Below are 18,595 nucleotides of genomic sequence, written 5' to 3' on the forward strand. Positions count from 1 at the left end.
AACGAAGGAAACCCTTGAGCCATCCCCACCTCGACCTGAGCGCGCCCGCCCCCCTCCCGGCCGGAGGGCTGCGGGTCATCCCGCTCGGCGGACTGGGCGAGGTCGGTCGCAACATGACGGTCTTCGAGTACGACGGCCGGCTGCTGATCGTCGACTGCGGCGTGCTGTTCCCCGAGGACCACCACCCCGGCGTCGACCTCATCCTGCCCGACTTCGACCCGATCCGGGACCGCCTCGACGCCGTCGAGGCGCTGGTGCTGACCCACGGCCACGAGGACCACATCGGCGCCACGCCGTACCTCCTGCGCGAGCGCGGCGACATCCCGCTCGTCGGCTCCCGGCTGACCCTGGCGCTGCTCGGCTCCAAGCTGCGCGAGCACCGTCTGAAGGAGACCGCGCAGTACGAGGTCGCCGAGGGGCAGACGATCACCTTCGGGCCCTTCGTGCTCGAGTTCGTCGCGGTCAACCACTCGATCCCGGACGCCCTCGCGGTCGTGATCCGCACGGGTGCCGGCGTGGTGCTGCACACCGGTGACTTCAAGATGGACCAGCTGCCGCTCGACGGCCGCATCACCGACCTCAACGAGTTCGCCCGCCTCGGGGACGAGGGCGTGGACCTGTTCCTCACCGACTCCACCAACGCCGAGGTGCCGGGCTTCACCACCTCGGAGAAGGAGATCGGCCCGGTCCTGGACCGGGTCTTCGCCAAGAGCGAGCAGCGGATCATCGTCGCCTGCTTCGCCTCTCACATGCACCGCGTCCAGCAGGTGCTCGACGCCGCGGTGGCCCACGGCCGCAAGGTCGCCTACGTCGGGCGCTCGATGGTGCGCAACATGGCCATCGCGCAGGACCTCGGCTACCTCACCGTCCCGCCCGGCGTGATGGTCGAGGCCAAGGAGCTCGCCGACCACCCGCCGCACAAGCAGGTGCTCATCTCGACCGGGTCGCAGGGCGAGCCGCTCGCCGCGCTCAGCCGGATGTCGCAGAACAACCACCACTTCGTGCACCTCGAGCCCGGCGACACCGTGGTCCTGGCCAGCTCCCTGATCCCGGGCAACGAGAACGCCGTCTACCGCGTCATCAACGGGCTCTCGCGCCTGGGCGCCAACGTGGTCCACAAGGGCAACTCCCTCGTCCACGTCTCCGGCCACGCCAGCGCCGGCGAGCTGCTCTACTGCTACAACATCGTCAAGCCGCGCAACGTCATGCCGGTGCACGGCGAGGTCCGGCACATGCGCGCCAACGCCGACCTGGCCCGCGCCACCGGCGTGCAGAACGTCGTGCTGGCCGAGGACGGTGTGGTGGTCGACCTCGTCGACGGCGTCGCGAAGATCGTCGGCAAGGTCGACGTCGGCTACGTCTTCGTCGACGGCACCACGATCGGCGACATCAGCGAGGCCTCGATGAAGGACCGCCGGATCCTCGGCGAGGAGGGCTTCCTGTCCGTCATCGTGGTCGTCGACTCGGTGACCGGCAAGGTCGTCTCCGGCCCGGAGATCCACGCCCGCGGCTTCGCCGAGGAGGAGGCCACCTTCGACGACATCAAGGGGCCGATCATCGAGGCGCTCAACGCCTCGATCGCCGACGGCGCCACCGACTCCTACCAGCTCCAGCAGGTCGTACGCCGCGTCGTGGGCCGCTGGGTCAACCGCGCCCACCGTCGTCGCCCGATGATCATTCCTGTGGTGATCGAGGCCTGAGCGCCCTAGAGTCCGTCACGGGGCTGGAGGGCACCGAACGACCTCGTGGGGAGGTGGGCATGCCGCGCAACCAGGGCGCGCTGAGTCGTCTGGCCGAGCTGATGCGACGCGTCAACTCGTCCACCGACACCGAGGTGATCCTCGAGGAGATCGCGCACGGCGTGGTCGACGTCCTCGGCTACGGCGTCGCGGCGATCGCCCGGCTCGAGGGCGACGTGCTGGTGATGACCAACGTCGCCGGCCCGCCCGACGTCGTCGCGCAGATCCTGCACCGCCGCACCCCGGCCGAGCAGATCCTCGACGAGTTCCGAGAAGCCGACCGGTGGGGCATCCTGCGCTTCGTCCCCGCCGGCCGGATGTCGGAGTCGCGACTGCGCGCCGCCTGGATCCCCGAGGTCGAGCCCAGCGACGACCCGGACGCCTGGCACCCCCAGCACGCGCTCTACGCCCCGCTCTACTCCGCCGGCGGCGAGCTCCTCGGCAACATGGCCGTCGACCTGCCTGCCGACGGCCGGGTGCCGGACGAGGCCGACCGCGAGCTGCTGGAGATGTTCGCCGTGCAGGCCGGCGTGGCCCTGTCCAACGCCCGCGAGCGCGAGCGACTCACCGACCGCGCCCGCCTCGACCGGATGCTGACCTCGGTCGCGGCGGCCGGCGCCGGCGTCCAGGGCGGGCTCGCCCAGGCGGTGACGACGGCGGTGGAGGCGGTCGCGGAGGCGCTCGGCACCACCCAGGCCGTCGTACGCACCTTCCCGAGCGACGCCCAGGGCCACCAGATCGGCGTGGGCACCCCGCGTCCCTTCACCCCCGACCACGACGTGCCGCAGATCCGCCAGGACCTCGCCGCGCTCGACGACCTGCCCGTGCTGGTCGAGCTGGGGCTCCACGACGTCACGTCGGTGCGGCTGCCGACCAGCATCGAGCCGATGCAGCAGCTGATGCGAGCGCTGCGCGTCCAGCGTGCCCTCGTGTGCCCGCTCGTCTCGCGGGACGACCTCGTCGGCTACCTCGTGCTCGGTTTCGCTCGCAACGCCCGACCGCTGACCCTGTCGGAGGCCGACGCCGTGCTGGAGGTGGGGCGTCTGCTCGCGCAGGCGGTGCGCGCCTCCCGCGTCCTGGAGACCGAGCAACGCCTGGTCCAGGAGCTGCGCGAGCTCGCGCGCTACCGCAGCGAGCTGATCGCGACGATCTCCCACGAGCTCAAGACCCCGCTCACCGCGATCCTCGGCCACGCCGAGCTGATCGCCGACCGCCACCCGGACATGACGTCGCTGGACGCGATCATCCGCAACGCCCAGCGCCTGAACAACCTGGTCGCCAACCTCCTGCACTACTCCCGCATCCAGGGTCGCCGCGAGACGGTGCGCCGCGCGGTCGACCTCGCCGAGCTGTGCGAGGCGAGCGTCGACCTGCTCAGCATCCGGGCGAAGCAGGCGGGCGTCGGGCTGGCCTTCGAGCGCACCGGGACGGCCCCGGTCGTGGTGTTCGGCGACCCCGAGGAGCTTGCTCGGGTCATCGACAACATGGTCGACAACGCCGTGAAGTACACGCCCGAGGACGGTTCGGTCACGGTGTCGATGGAGGTGGGCGAGGACGAGGTGAGCATCGAGGTCACCGACACCGGCATCGGCATCTCGTCGGCCGACCAGGGCCACGTCTTCTCGGCCTTCCACCGCTCCACCAACCCCAACGCGCTCTCCGTGCCGGGCACCGGCCTCGGCCTGCCGATCGCCCAGCGGATCGCGGAGTCCCACGGCGGCACGCTCTCGGTGAGGTCCGAGCTCGGCCACGGCAGCACCTTCCGCTTCACCCTGCCGCTGCGCTCCCTGCGAGAGCAGGGCTGAGCACACCGGTCCGGTCGGGACCGGCTGCGTCGAGGTGGACCACCCGGTCCATCGCCTCGAGGCCGATCGTGCCGTGCGTGATCCACACGACCGAGCGCCCCGGACGGCCGGCCGCGTCGAGGATCTGAGCCGCGACGGCCCGCGCCGTGGCGGCGTCGAGGTGGGCGGTGGGCTCGTCGAGCACCAGGACCGGGGCGTCGGCCAGCAGCGCCCTTGCCATCGCCAGGCGGGCGCGCTCGCCACCCGAGACCTCACGCGACCCGGCGCCGACGTGGGTGTGGATGCCGTCGGGCAGGCCGTCGACCCACGCGCCCAGCCAGGCGTGGTCCAGTGCGTCGCGCACGTGCTCGTCGCTCGCACGCGGTCGTGCCAGCCGCACGTTCTCTGCGACGGAGGAGGCGAAGACGTGCGGATCGTCGTCGACGAGGCCCACCGTGCGGCGTACGTCGTCCAGCGCCAGCCGGCGCAGGTCCGTGCCGCCGAGCAGGGCCACGCCCGACACGGGGTCGATGAAGCGCACCAGTGTGGCGGCCAGGGTCGACTTGCCCGAGCCCGAAGGGCCGGTGATCCCGAGGCGCTCGCCCGGGCGGAGGTCCAGGCTGTCGAGCGCCAGGACGGGCCGCTGGGTCCAGCCGAGTTCCGCGTCGCGGAGGGCGAGCGCGTGGCAGTGCGGAGGCGCCTCAGGGGACTGCGGATCGCTGACCGCCGGGGTGGTGGCCGCGAGCCGGTCGAGGCGCTCGCGGGCGGCGCCGGCGCGCACCGACAGCGCGCCCGCGTCGGCGAGACCGCCGGTCACGTCGGCGAGTGCCAGGGGGACCAGCAGCAGCAGCGCGAGGAGCGCCGGGGAGACGTGGGCGGTCGTCACGGTCGCGGCGACGAGCACCACGCCCAGGCCGGTGCCCGCGGTGGCGAGGGCGGAGGCAGCGGCGACGGCGCGCGCGGAGCGGCGTACGGCTACGGCGAGAGTGGTTCCTTGTTGCTGCACCGCGGCCAGCGCTCGCGGTGTAGCGGCCCACTGCTCCAGCTCGCGCAGGCCGTCAGCGACCTCCTCGACGCCTGTGCCGAGGGCTGCGCGCGCGGCGAGGAGGTCCGGCTCGACGGCCGACACCCCGCGACGGGCCAGTGTGAAGGCAAGCCCACCGGTGGCACATACGCCGAGCACGACCAGGCCGCCGGCCGGGACGACCAGCCAGGTGAGCAGCGTCGCACCGCAGCCCACCAGCGCGGCCGTGGTGACCGGCTGCCGCACCCGGAGCCGGTCGTCGAGCAGAGCGTCGACGTCGTCGACGACGCGGGTGAGGAGATCGCCGCGCCGGGGGCCGGGGCGTCCGGGCACGAGCGGGACGAGGTCGGCGTAGACCTGCGCCCGGCGGTCGGCGAGCTCTCGCAGCACGACGTCGTGGCTCAGCACCCGCTCGACGTGGCGCAGCACCGGGCGCGCCAGCCCGAAGAGGCGTACGCCGACGATCGCGACCATCAGGTAGAGCACGGGCGGTTGCTCGCTGGCGCGGGTGATGAGCCAGCCTGCGGTCGCCGTGAGCGCGACGCCGGAAGCGGTCGACAGCGATCCGAGCAGCGTCGCGGTGCGCAGGCCCCAGCGGGGGTGGGGGTCGTCCTCAGGTGCGGGGACGGTGGCCGAAGTCGCCGGGGCGTGGCGGCACAGGACAGGGGTTGCGGCCGTTTCGGAGCGGTGTGCCGCCAGGGTCGGGCGTCCGCTGTCGTGTGCCGCCACCTCCGGCGGGGCAGCGGGGGCCAGCTCCAGCACCCGGTCCGCGGCGGCAAGCACGGCAGGACGGTGGGCGACGACGAGGACCAGGCTGGTGTGGGCTAGCACGGTCATCGTGTCGAGCAGCACCTGCTCGGTCTCGTCGTCGAGGTGCGCACTCGGCTCGTCGAGGAGCACGACGGGTCGGGCGGCCAGCACGACGCGCGCGAGCGAGACGCGGGCCCGCTGGCCGGCGGAGAGGCCGGCGCCGTCCTCGCCGAGGGGCGCGTCCAGGCCCTCCGGGAGGGCGCGCACCACGTCCGTCAGGCCGACCGCGGCCAGTGCGGACCACACCTCGTCGTCGCCGGTGCCGGGGCGCCCGAGGCGGACGTTGGCGGCGATCGTGTCGGCGAGCAGCCACGGCCGCTGCGGCGCCCAGGCGACTTGGTCACGCCACCACGCGGGGTCGGTCCGCGGCAGGGGGGTGCCGCCCACGACGACGTCCCCGTCGCGGGGCGCGAGTTCGCCGCGCAGCGTCGCGAGCAAGGTCGACTTGCCGCAGCCGGATGGCCCCGCGATCGCGACGAGCCCGCGCTCGGGCAGGTCGAGGTCGAGGGGTGCGGTCAGGGGCGTGTCGTGGCCGACGACGAGCCCGTGCAGGCCCAGTGTCGCGCGTGCCGGGCGCTCTGTCCCGAGAGGCCGTGAGGCGGCCCGGGCCAGCAGGGCGTCGGCCTCGGCCAGTGCAGCGGTGCCCTCGGCGGCGGCGTGGAACTCTGCGCCCACGCGGCGCAGCGGCCAGTAGGCCTCCGGCGCCAGCAGCAGCACGGTGAGGGCAACGCGGAAGTCGACCGACCCCGACGCCAGCCGGAGCCCGACGGTCACCGCCACCAGCGCGACGGACAGCGTGGCGACCAGCTCGAGGACGGACGAGGAGGCGAAGGCGAGCTTGAGCGTGTCGACGGTCGCCCGGCGGTAGCGATGGGTGACCGAGCGGATGGTCGCCACCTGGGCGTCGGCCCGCCGGTGAGCCACAAGCGTCGGCAGGCCCCGCACCACGTCGAGGAAGTGGCCCGACAGCGCCTCCATCGCGCGCCACTGCGTCCGCGCCCGGTCGCGGGTCGTCAGGCCCACCAGGACCGCGAAGACCGGCACCAGCGGCAGGGTCAGCGCGACGACCAGTCCCGACAGCGGGTCGAGCCAGGTGATCGCGACGAGGGTGAGGACGGGCAGGACGGCGGCGGGCACCAGCGCCGGGAGGTAGCGGGTGACGTAGGGCTCGACCCCGGCCACCCCGCGGGTCGCGAGCACCGACAGGCGGGCGGGCGCGACGTCCGCGGTGCGGCGTACGGCGTCGAGGAGCCGCAGGCGCAGCGCGCCGGACACCTCGCCGGCCGCGCGTGCTGCCGCCAGCTGGCCGGCGTACGCCGTCGCGGTGCGGAGCAGCACGAGCCCGACCAGCCACCACGCGGCGTTCGTCCAGTCGCTCCCGCTGACCGCTGCCACGACCAGGGCGCCGAGCGCGAACGCCTGCGCCACCGTCGCCAGGCCGCCGAGCACACCGCTCGCGACCACGATCGTGAGCGCTCCGCGCGCGGGTCGCAGGTGGGTGCGGACGGCCGCGTCGAGCGGCCTCACGACGCGGTGTCGCTCGAGCCGGCGAGGACGGCCGTGGGGATGTGCCGCACCGAGATGCGCTTGCGGAAGACCCAGTAGGTCCACGCCTGGTAGCCCAGGACGATCGGGGTGAAGATCACCGCGACCCACGTCATCACCTTCAGCGTGTACGTCGTCGCCGCCGCGTTGGCCGTGGTGAGCGAGTACGCCGGGTCGGTGTTCGACGGCATCACGTCGGGGAACAGGCCCAGGAACAGGCCGACGACGGCCAGCGCGATCGTGACGAAGGTGCCCACGAAGGCCCAGCCCTCGCGCCCGGCGCGGGCCGAGACGAGCCCGGCCACCAGCGAGGCGGCGGCTGCGGCGAAGACGACCGCGGTGAGGGCGGTGCCGGTCTTGAGCTGCGTCCACACGAGGAAGACCACCGCGAGGACCGCGGCGACACCGCCGATGCGCACGGCGAGGTCGCGGGCCCGGCGGCGGATCTCGCCGTCGGTCTTGAGCGCGACGAACATCGCCCCGTGGGTGGCGAAGAGGGTGAGGGTCACCAGTCCGCCGAGCAGGCCGAAGGGGTTGAGGAGGGTGAAGAGACTGCCGGTGAACTCCTTGTCGGCGTCGATCGGCACCCCCGCGACGATGTTCGCGAATGCGACGCCCCACAGCAGCGACGGCACGAAGGAGCCGATGATGAGCGCGAGGTCCCACCGGCCCTTCCACTCGGTCTCCTCGCGCTTGTGGCGGTACTCGAAGGAGAGCCCGCGCACGATGAGGGCGACCAGGATGAGCAGGAGCGGCAGGTAGAACCCGCTGAAGAGGGTGGCGTACCACTCCGGGAAGGCGGCGAAGGTGGCACCGCCCGCGACCAGGACCCACACCTCGTTGCCGTCCCAGACTGGACCGACGGTGTTGATCATGACGCGGCGCTCGGTGTCGTCGCGGGCCAGCACAGGCAGCAGCATCCCGACGCCGAAGTCGAACCCCTCCAGGCAGAAGTAGCCGACCCACAGCACGGCGATGAGGGCGAACCAGACGGTGGTCAGTTCCATGGTGATCTCTCTGTCGTGACGTCGTCGGTGGTCAGTAGGCGAAGGTGAGCGGCTTGTCCTCGTCGGAGCCGCCGACCTTGACCCGGGGCGGCTCCAGATAGGGGTCCGCGCCCTTCTTGACGTAGGTGATGAGGAGCTTGACCTCGACGACGGCGAGCAGCGCGTAGAGCAGCGTCAGCACGATGAGCGAGGTGGCGGCCTCGAAGACCGAGACGCCGGGGGAGACGCCCGACTCGGTGGTCATCAACCCGAAGACCACCCACGGCTGGCGGCCCATCTCGGTGAAGATCCAGCCCCACGAGCTCGCGAGCGTGGTGGCGATGGGCAGGCTGATCCCGAGGGCGCCGAGCCAGCGCACTCCCGGCGTACGCCCCGTGCGGGTCAGCCACAGGATGAGCGCCGCGCCGGCGGCCGCGAAGGCGCCGAGGCCCATCATGAAGCGGAAGGACCAGTAGGTGACCGGGATGACGGGGGTGTAGTCACCCTCGGTGTAGGCCTTCGACGTGGGGTCCTGGCCGTAGGTCTCGACGTAGTCCTCGCTCAGCGGGTTGATGCCCTCGACCGTGCCATCGATCGAGCCGGTGCCGAGGAAGGACAGCAGGCAGGGGACCGTGACGGCAAGCTTCTCCTCCTTGCCGTCGGGCGTGCCGACGGTGAAGACGGAGAACGGCGCGCAGCTCTCGCTGGTCTCGTAGAGGCCCTCGGCGGCCGCCATCTTCATCGGCTGCACCTCGGTCATCACCTTGCCCTGGAGATCACCCGTGATCGCGACGCCGATGCCGGCGAGCAGCGTGATGACGGCGCCGATGCGGATGGCGCGGTGGTACATCGGGCGGTCGGCCTCGTGCTTCTTCTTCATGTAGAGGTAGGCGCTCACGCCGAGCAGGAAGGTGCCGGCGGTCATGTAGGCCGCGAGGATCACGTGCGGAAAGGTCACGACCTGCACCTTGTTGAACATCACCGCCCAGAAGTCGGTCAGCTCCGCGCGACCGGACTCGGCGTTGTAGGTGTAGCCCACCGGATGCTGCATCCACGAGTTGGCCGCCAGGATGAACCACGACGACGCCAGCGTGCCGAGGTGCACCAGCCACATGCACCCCGCGTGCAGGCCGCGCGGCAGCTTGTCCCAGCCGAAGATCCACAGGCCGAGGAAGGTCGACTCCAGGAAGAAGGCCAGGAGGCCCTCGACCGCCAGCGGCGCCCCGAAGACGTCACCGACGAAGCGGGAGTAGTCCGACCAGTTCATCCCGAACTGGAACTCCTGCACGATGCCGGTCACCACGCCGATGGCGAAGTTGATGAGGAAGAGCTTGGCGAAGAACTTGGTGAGGCGGAGGTAGTCCTCCTTGCCCGTGCGCACCCACGCGGTCTCGAGCCCGGCGATGACGGCGGTGAGCCCGATCGTCAGCGGCACGAACAGGAAGTGGTAGACGGTGATGATCCCGAACTGCCACCGGGCGATGTCGAGGACGTCCATGGGCACACCCTTGCGTTGGTCAGGCGCCGTGGCGCAGTACTACGACAGATCGTAGTAGATACTACGCAATGTCGTACTTCCTCGGTCAGGGCCCCTAGACTCCTGTTCCATGAGTCCAAGGTCCCGGATGGGAGAGCTCGAGCAGGCCGTCCTCGACGCCCTGTGGGACGCTGATGGCCCGTCCAGCGGGCGAGAGGTGCACGCTTGTCTCGAGGGGCGCGACCTCGCCTACACGACCGTGATGACCGTGCTCGACCGCCTCGTCGCCAAGGACGTCGTGGTCCGCGAGCGCGACGGCCGCGCCTTTCGCTACGCGCCGCGCCTGGGCCGCGCCGCGATGACCGCCGAGCTGATGCGCGAGGCGCTCGAGGCGACCGGCGCCGACCGCGACCAGGCCCTCGTCTCCTTCGTGGGCGAGGCCAGCGCCGAGGACCTCGCGGCGCTGCGCCGCGCCCTCGCCGACCTCACCTGACCGGGGCTCGCGCGTGCTGACCCCGCTCGTGCTGGGGGCGCTCGCCGTGGCGCTCGCCGGTCCGCTGCCGAGGGCCCTGTCGCGCTGGACGGGCCTGAGGCGTACGCCTTCCGCGGCGATGCTGCTGTGGCAGAGCACCGCCCTGGCCGCGGTCCTCGCCGCGCTCGGGGCCGGGCTCTCCCTGGCCACCGACCGCCTCTGGCTGGCGCCCGTCGCCGTGGGTGACGTCGTCGTGGCGGCGCTCGCCGGTCTGGTGACGGTCGTGGTCGCGGCGCGGCTGCTGCTCAGCGGCCACCGCACCGGCACCGCCCTGCGCCGGATGCGTCGTGCGCACCGTGCGCGGGTCGACCTGGTGGCGCGCACGGACGGGGGGGTGTCGGTGCTCGAGCACGACCTCCCGGTCGCCTACTGCGTGCCGGGCATGACCGGATCGCGGATCGTCGTGTCCCGCCCGACCCTGACTCGCCTCGCGCCCGAGGAGCTGGCAGCAGTCCTCGAGCACGAGCGCTCGCACCTGCGTGCGCGCCACGACCTCGTCCTCGAGGCCTTCGCCGTGCTGCACCGCGCCTTCCCTCGCTGGGTGGCCAGCGGGTCGGCGCGCCGCGAGGTCGAGGTGCTCGTGGAGGTGCTGGCCGACCGGGCCGCCTGCCGCACCGGTGATCGCCGCGCGCTGGTGTCGGCGCTGCTCGAGCTGGCCGATTCCCCGGCTCCCGCCGGGGCGCTGGGGTCGGCCGGCTCGCTCGCGGCCCGGGTGGAGGTCCTGCGTGACACGCGCCCCCACCGGGCGCAGGCCCTGCTGGTGCTGGCGCTCGCCGCCGCGATCCTCGCGCTCCCCACGCTGCTGGTCGTGCTGCCCTGGCTGGCGGGGCTGCGCTGAATCCAGGGCGTGCAGAGGGCCCCGGTGGATCGCTCCACCGGGGCCCTCTTCGTGCTGTCGCTGCCCCAGGGTCAGCGGCGGATCCGGAACCTCAGCTTGTCCCGGCTCGGAGCCACCGCGTCGGTGCCGCGGTAGATGACGACGAGCGTGTGCTTGCCGGCACCGTAGTTCTTCCGGACCGTCATCACTGCACGGCCCTCGCGGATCTTCCGCGAGCCGACGCGCTTGCCGTCGATGCGGAAGATGACCTTGCCCCGCAGGGCCCGGTTCTCCGTCTTGACCTTGCCGATCACCGTGAAGTCGTTGCCGACACGGGGACGCTTCGGGGAGACCTTGGCCTTCGTCGTCGAGTCATAGGTCGGCGTGGGCGTCGGCGTGGGCGTCGGCGTGGGCGTCGGCGTGGGCGTCGGCGTGGGCGTCGGCGTGGGCGTGGGCGTGGGCGCCGGAGTGGCGCACACCTGGACCTTCACGTCGTCGACGTACCAGCCGTCGATGCCGTTGCAGCCGTCGCGGCCCATGTCGAAGCGGAACTTCACCGACGCACCCTTCGACGCGATCGCGCCGAGGTCGATGATCGACGTGCCCCACGAACCCTTGAGCTGGCCGCCGTCGGTGCCCGTCCAGGCGGGCTCGCCGCCCATCGGGCCCTGACGTGAGTCCAGCTCGCCGCCGGGCGCGTTGAACAGGTAGGCGTCGGCCGGGACGAGCTCGAAGTCGCCCCCGTCGACACTCACCTTCACGTTGCCGCCGTCCCACGTCGCCTCGGTGGCGACGTAGTGGTCGAACGACATCCGCGGGGTGGTGCCCTGGGGGACCGTGATGGCGGGCGTGATCAGGCCGTTGCGGCTCGTGATGTCACCCGCTCCGCCGGAGCAGTCGCCCGCAACGGGGTCGGGGCCGAAGGCCACGCCACCGGCGTGACCGCCAGGCGCGTCGTTCGACGCCTCCCATGCGTAGCCCGAAGCCTCGGGGAACCCGAGCTCCTCGTCCTGGGTCCAACCCGCCAGACCGTCCTCGAAGTCCTCCGAGAAGACCGTCTGGGTGGTGGTGCCGTTGCCGCAGTCGAGCGTGGGAGCACCCTTGGCCAGCAGCGGCTGCCAGTCGCACTGCTCCGTCGGGTCCATGCGCAGCTCGGTCTCGGCGATGACGTCCTTGAGGTAGACGCAGTCGGCCTCCTCGAGCCCGCCGAAGGTCTCCGGGTCGACAACGCCGCCGTCGGAGCCGTCGGCCTGCTGCGGGTCACCCAGGGTGACCACCTCGAGGCTGCGGCCCTGGAGCACCTCGCACGAGGCCTCGAGGCCGTCGGCCAGGTCCGGGAAGTAGGACGCCGGCGTCAGGTAGTTGGTCTGGGTGTGCCAGAACAGCCACGCTGCCTTGTCCAGGCCGATGCCGGTGCCCTGACCGTCCATGCCGTCCACCAGCAGGGCGAACGTGCGGTTGACCACGCCGGAGTTGGAGTGGACGCCGCCGGCGTCGTCGCTGGTGCAGTGGTACTCCTCGTCCGAGACCTTGCCCGGGTCGCCGTAGCAGTTGGGGCTCCACATGTCACGGATCGCACCGCCGAAGGCCGGGTCGGACTCGCCGGACAGCCACCGGTAGGTCTCGTCGGTGTCAGCGGCAACGGCCTGCGTGGTGAAGCTGACCGGCTCGCCGGCGGACTTGAACTTCGCGCCGTCCTCGAGAGTGACCATCACGCCGTAGATGTCGGCGGAGCCGGACATCGAGATCGGCGCACGACCGGCGACGATGTCGCCCACGACGATGCCCTCGGCGCCAGCGGCCTCGGCATTGGCGGCCTTGGTGCCGAAGGTGCAGGCGCCGCGGTCGACGTAGACCCAGTTGCCGGCGATGGCGCCGGCGTTGGTGAACGCCAGGCAGCCGTTGCCCGTCGAGTTGTCAGCGCTTCCGTCGGGCAGGGTGCCCGTGCCGTCCACGCCGACGACCGCGGTGCCGGTCACCGGGGTCTGCCCGATGGTCGGCCCGAAGGAGGCGGGCGCTGCGGTGCACGGTCCTGCCACGTTCTCAGGAGCGGTGATCGCCATCGTGATGTCGGACCGCGTGTAGTCCGAGCACAGGCCGGGCGTGCGGTAGACGGGGTCGCCCGGCGTCTCGCCGCCCTCGTTCTGACGCTTGTTGAGCATGTCGACGGTCTCGCCCCAGATGTCGGAGTAGGCCTCGTTCATCGCGCCGGACTGCCACTGGTAGATCAGGCCCGAGGTCGACTCGGTGTAGGCGTGACCCCACTCGTGGGCGACGGTGTCGTCACCGGTCACGCCCGTGCAGTAGTTGGTCGAGAAGCCGTTCCAGTTGGCGTTGGGGCAGCTGATCCGCGGGTCGTTGTTGATGGTGTACATCGGGCCGCTGTTGCCGTCCCAGCTGTTGTAGCCGAACGTGTTGCGGAAGAGCCAGTAGGACTCCGAGGCGCCGAGGGCCTCGTTCTGCTGGTCCTCGGTCATGTCGCCGGGGAAGGCTTCGCCCTCGCTCCATACGCGGTCGTAACCGTAGGGCGCCTCCTGCTGGGCTTCGTAGACGTGGCGCTCGAGCGCGTGCGCCATCATCGACCAGCGGTTGAGCGGCTTGCCGGTGGCGGCGTCGATGATCAGCGACTCGCGGATGGTGGCCTTGTTCCAGACCTCCACGGCCCAGGCAAGGCGGGCCTCGCCGTCGATGCCGCGCGTGCTGCCCGTGCGGTAGACGGTGAGCTCGGCGTTGCGGACCGTGAGGCCGTCGCGGTAACCGGCGGGTCCGCCGTCCTCGTGGCCGGAAGGCTTGGCCTTGACGGCGGCGAGGGCCTTCTCCGACGCCTGCGCCTTGGACAGGCGCGGCGCCACGTCGAGCGAGAGGCCGGGTGCGGCGAAGCCGTTGACCGACGTGAGGTCGCCCTCACGGTCCACGTGCGCCTTCACCTCGGCGGCGAAGACCGGCACGCCCCGATAGGACTGCTCGAAGGTGACCGACCAGCCGGCCTTGTCGGCGTAGACCTCGGTCTGCGTCAGCTCGCCGGCCCGGGCGCCGAAGGCGCCTGCGAACTTGTCGAGGTAGGTCGTGGCCTTCTCGATGGCTCCCTGGCGCCCCTCAGCGGCGACTCCGGGGAGCAGGTCGGGGTTGGTGCCCAGGGCGCGGACGAAGCCGACGCGTCCGGTGGCTGGGTTTGCTCGCAGGTCCACGGACCCGGAGGCGGCATCGCGGAGTCGGCTGACGACCGACGGGTCCGCTTGGCTGGAAGGCGCGGCCTGCGCGCCGACCAGCGGCTGGACTGCGAGCCCAGCGGCGATGAGTGTCAGGCCCAGGGACAGTCCCTGGCCTCGAGTGAGTCGCTTCAACTGCGTGACCTCTCCTTCTGCACCCGAGATCCGAGCTCGAGTGATCTGGGACACCATAAGAAGGACGTCCGACTTTCGGGAAGGGACGACCGACTATCGGGCGCAAACTTCCGCCTCAGGGGTGTAGTCGCCCTCGATGTGGACGCGCGCAGCAACACGACACGCACTCGTGTGGTCCCTGTGACTGGTGTGACGTGGCCGTAGGGTCGGCCCATGGCGACCCGTACGTCTTCCCCGCCGGGGTCGCGGAGCTCGAGCACGTCTGGAACCAAGCGCACCACCAAGGGTTCGAGCACCCGATCACGGAGTACCGGCAACAACAAACGCTCCTCCTCTTCGTCCGCGAAGGGGCGGAGCCGCTCGAGCGCGTCCTCGCGCCGACCCGCATCGCGTCCTGCGCCCCGCGCCGTGCGCAACGGGCCGGGGCCGGTCGCACGCTCGTTCGGTGCGATCGGTCGCGGTGTGGCCGCCGTGTGGCTGGGCCTGGCCCACGCCCTCGGAGCGCTCGCCCGTTCGATCGGGCAGTCGGCGCGTGACCTCGACCCCGAGCACCGCCGCGACGGAGTGGGCCTGTTCCTCTTCGGCCTCGCCACGGTCGCGGCGGCCGCCGTGTGGTGGCAGCTGCCCGGCGGAGTGATGGACTTCGCCCGCTCGGTGACCGCCGGCGCGGTCGGCAAGGTCGGCTGGCTCGTGCCGCTGTTCCTCGTCTGGGCCGGGTGGCGCACGCTGCGCGACCCCGAGCGCAACGGCCCCGCCGGTCGCCAGGTGATCGGCTGGTCGGCCTTCGCGCTGGGCCTGCTCGGCATCGTGCACATCGCCAACGGCAACCCGCAGCCGGTGCTCGGCGACGCCTCGAACCTCCAGGAGGCGGGCGGCGCGGTCGGCTACGTCACCTCGAGCCTGCTGCTCGACCTCATGCAGACGCCGTACGTCGTGGTGCCGCTGCTGGTGCTGCTGGCGACCTTCGGCATCCTCATCATCACCGCCACGCCGGTCTACCAGGTCCCGGCGCGCCTCGCCGCGCTGCGCGACCAGGCGCTGGGCCGCACCCACGCCGAGCCCGAGGCCGAGCAGCCCACCAAGCCGGTGCGCACCCGCCGCCGCTCGGCGCTCGACGACGAGGTCGACCCCGAGATGGGCGACCCGGCCTACGACAGCCCGGTGCTGTCGGACCGCGAGCTCAAGAAGCGTCGCAAGAACAAGCCTGCGGCCGAGGAGCCGTTCGAGGACTACGGCATCGACCTCTTCGCCGACGCCCCCACCGAGGTCAGCCCGGCCGTGCCGGACGCCCCGTCGGCGCCCGAGGCGCTCGAGCCGCCGCCGCACACCCCGCTGCCGGCGCGGGTGGAGCAGCTGGCGCTGTCCGGCGACATCACCTACTCCCTGCCCGGCAACGAGGTGCTCAAGCCGGGATCGGTGCACAAGGCCCGGTCCAAGGCGAGCGACGCGGTCGTCGAGCGGCTCATGCAGGTGATGGACGAGTTCGGCATCGACGCCACCGTCACCGGCTACACCCGCGGCCCGACCGTCACGCGCTACGAGGTCGAGCTCGGTCCCGCGGTGAAGGTGGAGAAGGTCACCGCGCTGTCGAAGAACATCGCCTACGCCGTCGCGTCGGCCGACGTGCGGATCCTGAGCCCGATCCCCGGCAAGTCCGCGATCGGCATCGAGATCCCCAACGTCGACAAGGAGATCGTCTCCCTCGGCGACGTGCTCCGCTCGTCCACCGCGCGCAACGACCACCACCCGATGGTCGCCGGGCTCGGCAAGGACGTCGAGGGCGGCTTCGTGGTCGCCAACATGGCGAAGATGCCCCACCTGCTCGTGGCCGGTGCCACGGGCTCGGGAAAGTCGTCGTTCATCAACTCGCTGATCACCTCGGTCCTGATGCGCTCCACGCCCGACGAGGTGCGGATGATCATGGTCGACCCGAAGCGGGTGGAGCTCAACGCCTACGAGGGCGTGCCGCACCTGATCACGCCGATCATCACGAACCCGAAGAAGGCCGCCGAGGCGTTGGCGTGGGTCGTGCGCGAGATGGACATGCGCTACGACGACCTGGCCAACTTCGGCTTCCGCCACATCGACGACTTCAACAAGGCCGTGCGGGCCGGGAAGGTCGAGGTGCCCGCGGGCAGCGAGCGGGTCCTGGCGCCGTACCCCTACCTCCTGGTCATCGTCGACGAGCTCGCCGACCTGATGATGGTCTCGCCGCGCGACGTCGAGGACTCGGTCGTGCGCATCACCCAGCTCGCTCGTGCCGCTGGCATCCACCTGGTGCTCGCCACGCAGCGGCCCTCGGTGGACGTCGTCACCGGTCTGATCAAGGCCAACGTCCCGTCGCGACTGGCGTTCGCGACCAGCTCGCTGGGCGACAGCCGCGTCATCCTCGACCAGCCGGGCGCGGAGAAGCTCGTCGGCCAGGGTGACGGGTTGTTCCTGCCGATGGGTGCCTCCAAGCCGGTGCGCGTCCAGGGGTCGTGGGTCACCGAGGCCGAGATCCACCAGGTCGTCAAGCACTGCAAGGACCAGCTCGAGCCGACCTACGTCGAGGACGTGACGGCTCCGAAGGAGTCCAAGCGCGAGCTCGACGACGACATCGGCGACGACATGGAGCTGGTGGTGCAGGCCATCGAGCTCGTCGTCTCCACGCAGTTCGGCTCGACGTCGATGCTGCAGCGCAAGCTCCGTGTCGGCTTCGCCAAGGCCGGGCGGCTGATGGACATCATGGAGAGCCGTGGCGTGGTCGGTCCCAGCGAGGGATCCAAGGCCCGCGACGTGCTGGTCAAGCCTGACGAGATCGACGCAGTGATCGCCACTCTGGAGGGGGGAGCCTGATGGGCGCCGCAATGCACGAGACCGAGGTCCACGCTGACGAGACGGGGCAGGGGAGCGGGCACGGTGACGTGCTGAGCGTCGCGCCCGACGTCGTGGAGGTACGCCGCCACGCGGGAGTCGCCGCCGGGGTCGGGCTCACCGCCTCCGCGGTCGCCATCGCCTACCTCGGCCGCGCCACCCAGAGCGGGTCCGCGCTGGACTGGGCGTTCGTGGTCGCGATGGGCCTGCTCGGCGCCTACTGGCTCGTCGGGCTCGTCGACTCGCGCACCCCGCTGCTCGTCGCCGACGCGCAGGGCATCCGGATCCGCCTCGGGCGCACCTGGCGCGGGCTGCCGTGGACCGCGGTGCACCACGTCGAGCACACACCGCGCCGCGACCTGCTGCACGACGGCCGCCTGGTCGTGGTGCCGCACAACCTCGAGCTGATCGAGGCCGAGCTCACCGGCGCTGGCAAGCGCCACACCAGCTTCTCGCGCCTGCTGCACGGAGCACCCTTCGCGGTGCCGCTGGGGCTCTCGACGCGTGTCGTCGGTGCCGGCGACGACCTGTCGCAGGCACTGGTCCGCGTCGCACGTGACGCCGGTCAGGTCGTCGTGTTGGAGGACGTCGCTGTCGCCGACGTTGCTGCCGAGGACTCGCCCTCCGCCGAGGCACCCGTCGTGGAGGAGCCCGTCGAGGAGCTGGTGGCCAGCCCGACGCCGGCGGCCCTGCGCGAGACGGGTGCCGGGCGACGCTCGGAGGTCCGTCGCGACATCGACGACAGCGAGGTCGCCGAGCTGGAGGGCCGTGAGCTCCGTCGTCCCGGCCGGGTCAGCCTCGTCGAGGAGACCCAGTCGTGGGGCGACCGCGTCCGCGCCATCGCCCACCCGGGCGAGCCGGTCGAGCCGCTGGTGCTCGACGACTTCGAGGTCGAGCCCGCCGAGGACCCGGTCATCGGCCCCGAGCTGGCCGCCGCCCGCACCCGGCTCGGCCTGACGGTCGACCAGCTGGCCGACCGGACCCGCATCCGCCCGCACGTGATCGAGGCCGTCGAGGTCGACGACTTCGAGCCCTGCGGTGGCGACTTCTACGCCCGTGGCCACCTGCGCACCCTCGCCCGGGTGCTCGGCATCGACGTGGCGCCGCTGCTGGCGTCGTACGACGAGCGCTACGCCCACGCCCCGATCAACCCGCGGCGCGTCTTCGAGGCTGAGCTCGCCACGGGGGTGAACGGCTCGATCCGCGGCACGCGCGGTGGCCCGAACTGGTCTGTGCTCGTGGCCGTCGTCATGGCTCTGGTGCTGGCCTGGTCGATCGCCCGGCTCGTGATGGACACCCCGCCCGAGCTGCGCGGGACCAACCCGGTGCTCAACGGGTCCGGAGGACCGCAGGGTGCCGGCAACGCGCCGCCCGCGGAACCCGTCGCGGTCGTGGTCAGTGCCCCGGGCGGTGGCGCCCGCATCGTCGTGCGCGACGGTGCCGGCGAAGAGGTCTTCGGTGGCGCCCTGGCCGCAGGCCAGAGCCGCGAGATGGAGGCGTCCCCGCCGGTGCGGGTGATGTCGACCGACGGTGCCGTCACGGTGTCGATCGCGGGCGCCGAGGCGCGTGCGATCGGCGAGGCCGGCGTGTCCGGTCAGGGCACGTTCGTCGCCCCCTGACCGATCCGTCGGTTGACCTCAGGCCAGGGCGGTCCCAGTCGGTCATGAGGAGCTCGAATCAG

10 protein-coding genes are annotated in these 18,595 nt (G+C 71.8%); 6 read left to right on the forward strand and 4 right to left on the reverse strand.

The genetic code is table 11. The annotated features are described in order from the left end of the window. Positions 1–14 precede the first annotated feature (14 nt). Positions 15–1,700, forward strand: a complete 1,686-nt coding sequence (locus K4G59_RS13780) for a ribonuclease J (protein WP_231251638.1) — start codon at positions 15–17, stop codon at positions 1,698–1,700. A gap of 59 nt (positions 1,701–1,759) precedes the next feature. Beyond that, positions 1,760–3,544, forward strand: a complete 1,785-nt coding sequence (locus tag K4G59_RS13785) for a GAF domain-containing sensor histidine kinase (protein ID WP_231251639.1) — start codon at positions 1,760–1,762, stop codon at positions 3,542–3,544. Here the strand turns inward: K4G59_RS13785 and cydD are convergent. The 3 genes from cydD to K4G59_RS13800 are packed head-to-tail and all read right to left on the reverse strand — an operon-like array spanning position 3,507 to position 9,386. Continuing rightward, a complete protein-coding gene (gene cydD / locus K4G59_RS13790) occupies positions 3,507–6,884 on the reverse strand; it encodes a thiol reductant ABC exporter subunit CydD (RefSeq protein ID WP_231251640.1) in 3,378 nt (1,125 codons plus the stop codon). The genes K4G59_RS13785 and cydD overlap by 38 nt on opposite strands. After that, positions 6,881–7,909 carry a cytochrome d ubiquinol oxidase subunit II gene (gene cydB, locus K4G59_RS13795; protein ID WP_231251641.1) on the reverse strand — a complete coding sequence of 343 codons (1,029 nt, stop codon included), beginning with the start codon at positions 7,907–7,909 and terminating at the stop codon, positions 6,881–6,883. Before cydB ends, cydD begins: the two co-directional genes overlap by 4 nt. A 31-nt stretch (positions 7,910–7,940) precedes the next feature. Continuing rightward, positions 7,941–9,386: a cytochrome ubiquinol oxidase subunit I gene (locus K4G59_RS13800; protein WP_231251642.1), complete on the reverse strand. Its 1,446-nt coding sequence runs from the start codon at positions 9,384–9,386 to the stop codon at positions 7,941–7,943. 109 nt (positions 9,387–9,495) lie between these two features. Between K4G59_RS13800 and K4G59_RS13805 the strand changes: the two genes are divergently transcribed. Continuing rightward, positions 9,496–9,858 carry a BlaI/MecI/CopY family transcriptional regulator gene (locus K4G59_RS13805; protein WP_231251643.1) on the forward strand — a complete coding sequence of 121 codons (363 nt, stop codon included), beginning with the start codon at positions 9,496–9,498 and terminating at the stop codon, positions 9,856–9,858. Between the two features lie 13 nt (positions 9,859–9,871). Next, complete coding sequence (locus K4G59_RS13810) at positions 9,872–10,735, forward strand: M56 family metallopeptidase (protein WP_231251644.1); 864 nt, start codon at positions 9,872–9,874, stop codon at positions 10,733–10,735. Between the two features lie 71 nt (positions 10,736–10,806). Here the strand turns inward: K4G59_RS13810 and K4G59_RS13815 are convergent, their stop codons facing one another. Beyond that, positions 10,807–13,902 (reverse strand): M4 family metallopeptidase, encoded by a 3,096-nt coding sequence (locus K4G59_RS13815; RefSeq protein WP_231251645.1) that lies wholly within the window; start codon positions 13,900–13,902, stop codon positions 10,807–10,809. 369 nt (positions 13,903–14,271) lie between these two features. On the opposite strand from K4G59_RS13815, the gene K4G59_RS13820 reads away from it, so the two are divergent. After that, positions 14,272–16,896, forward strand: coding sequence for an FtsK/SpoIIIE family DNA translocase (locus K4G59_RS13820; protein WP_231251646.1), 2,625 nt, complete (start codon positions 14,272–14,274; stop codon positions 16,894–16,896). Next, the gene (locus tag K4G59_RS13825; RefSeq protein WP_231251647.1) at positions 16,896–18,533 is read left to right on the forward strand and encodes a helix-turn-helix domain-containing protein; all 1,638 of its coding nucleotides are present in this window, start codon (positions 16,896–16,898) and stop codon (positions 18,531–18,533) included. Before K4G59_RS13820 ends, K4G59_RS13825 begins: the two co-directional genes overlap by 1 nt. Positions 18,534–18,595: the final 62 nt, after the last annotated feature.

Source organism: Nocardioides furvisabuli (assembly GCF_021083185.1).
In the GTDB taxonomy this organism is placed as follows: domain Bacteria; phylum Actinomycetota; class Actinomycetes; order Propionibacteriales; family Nocardioidaceae; genus Nocardioides; species Nocardioides furvisabuli.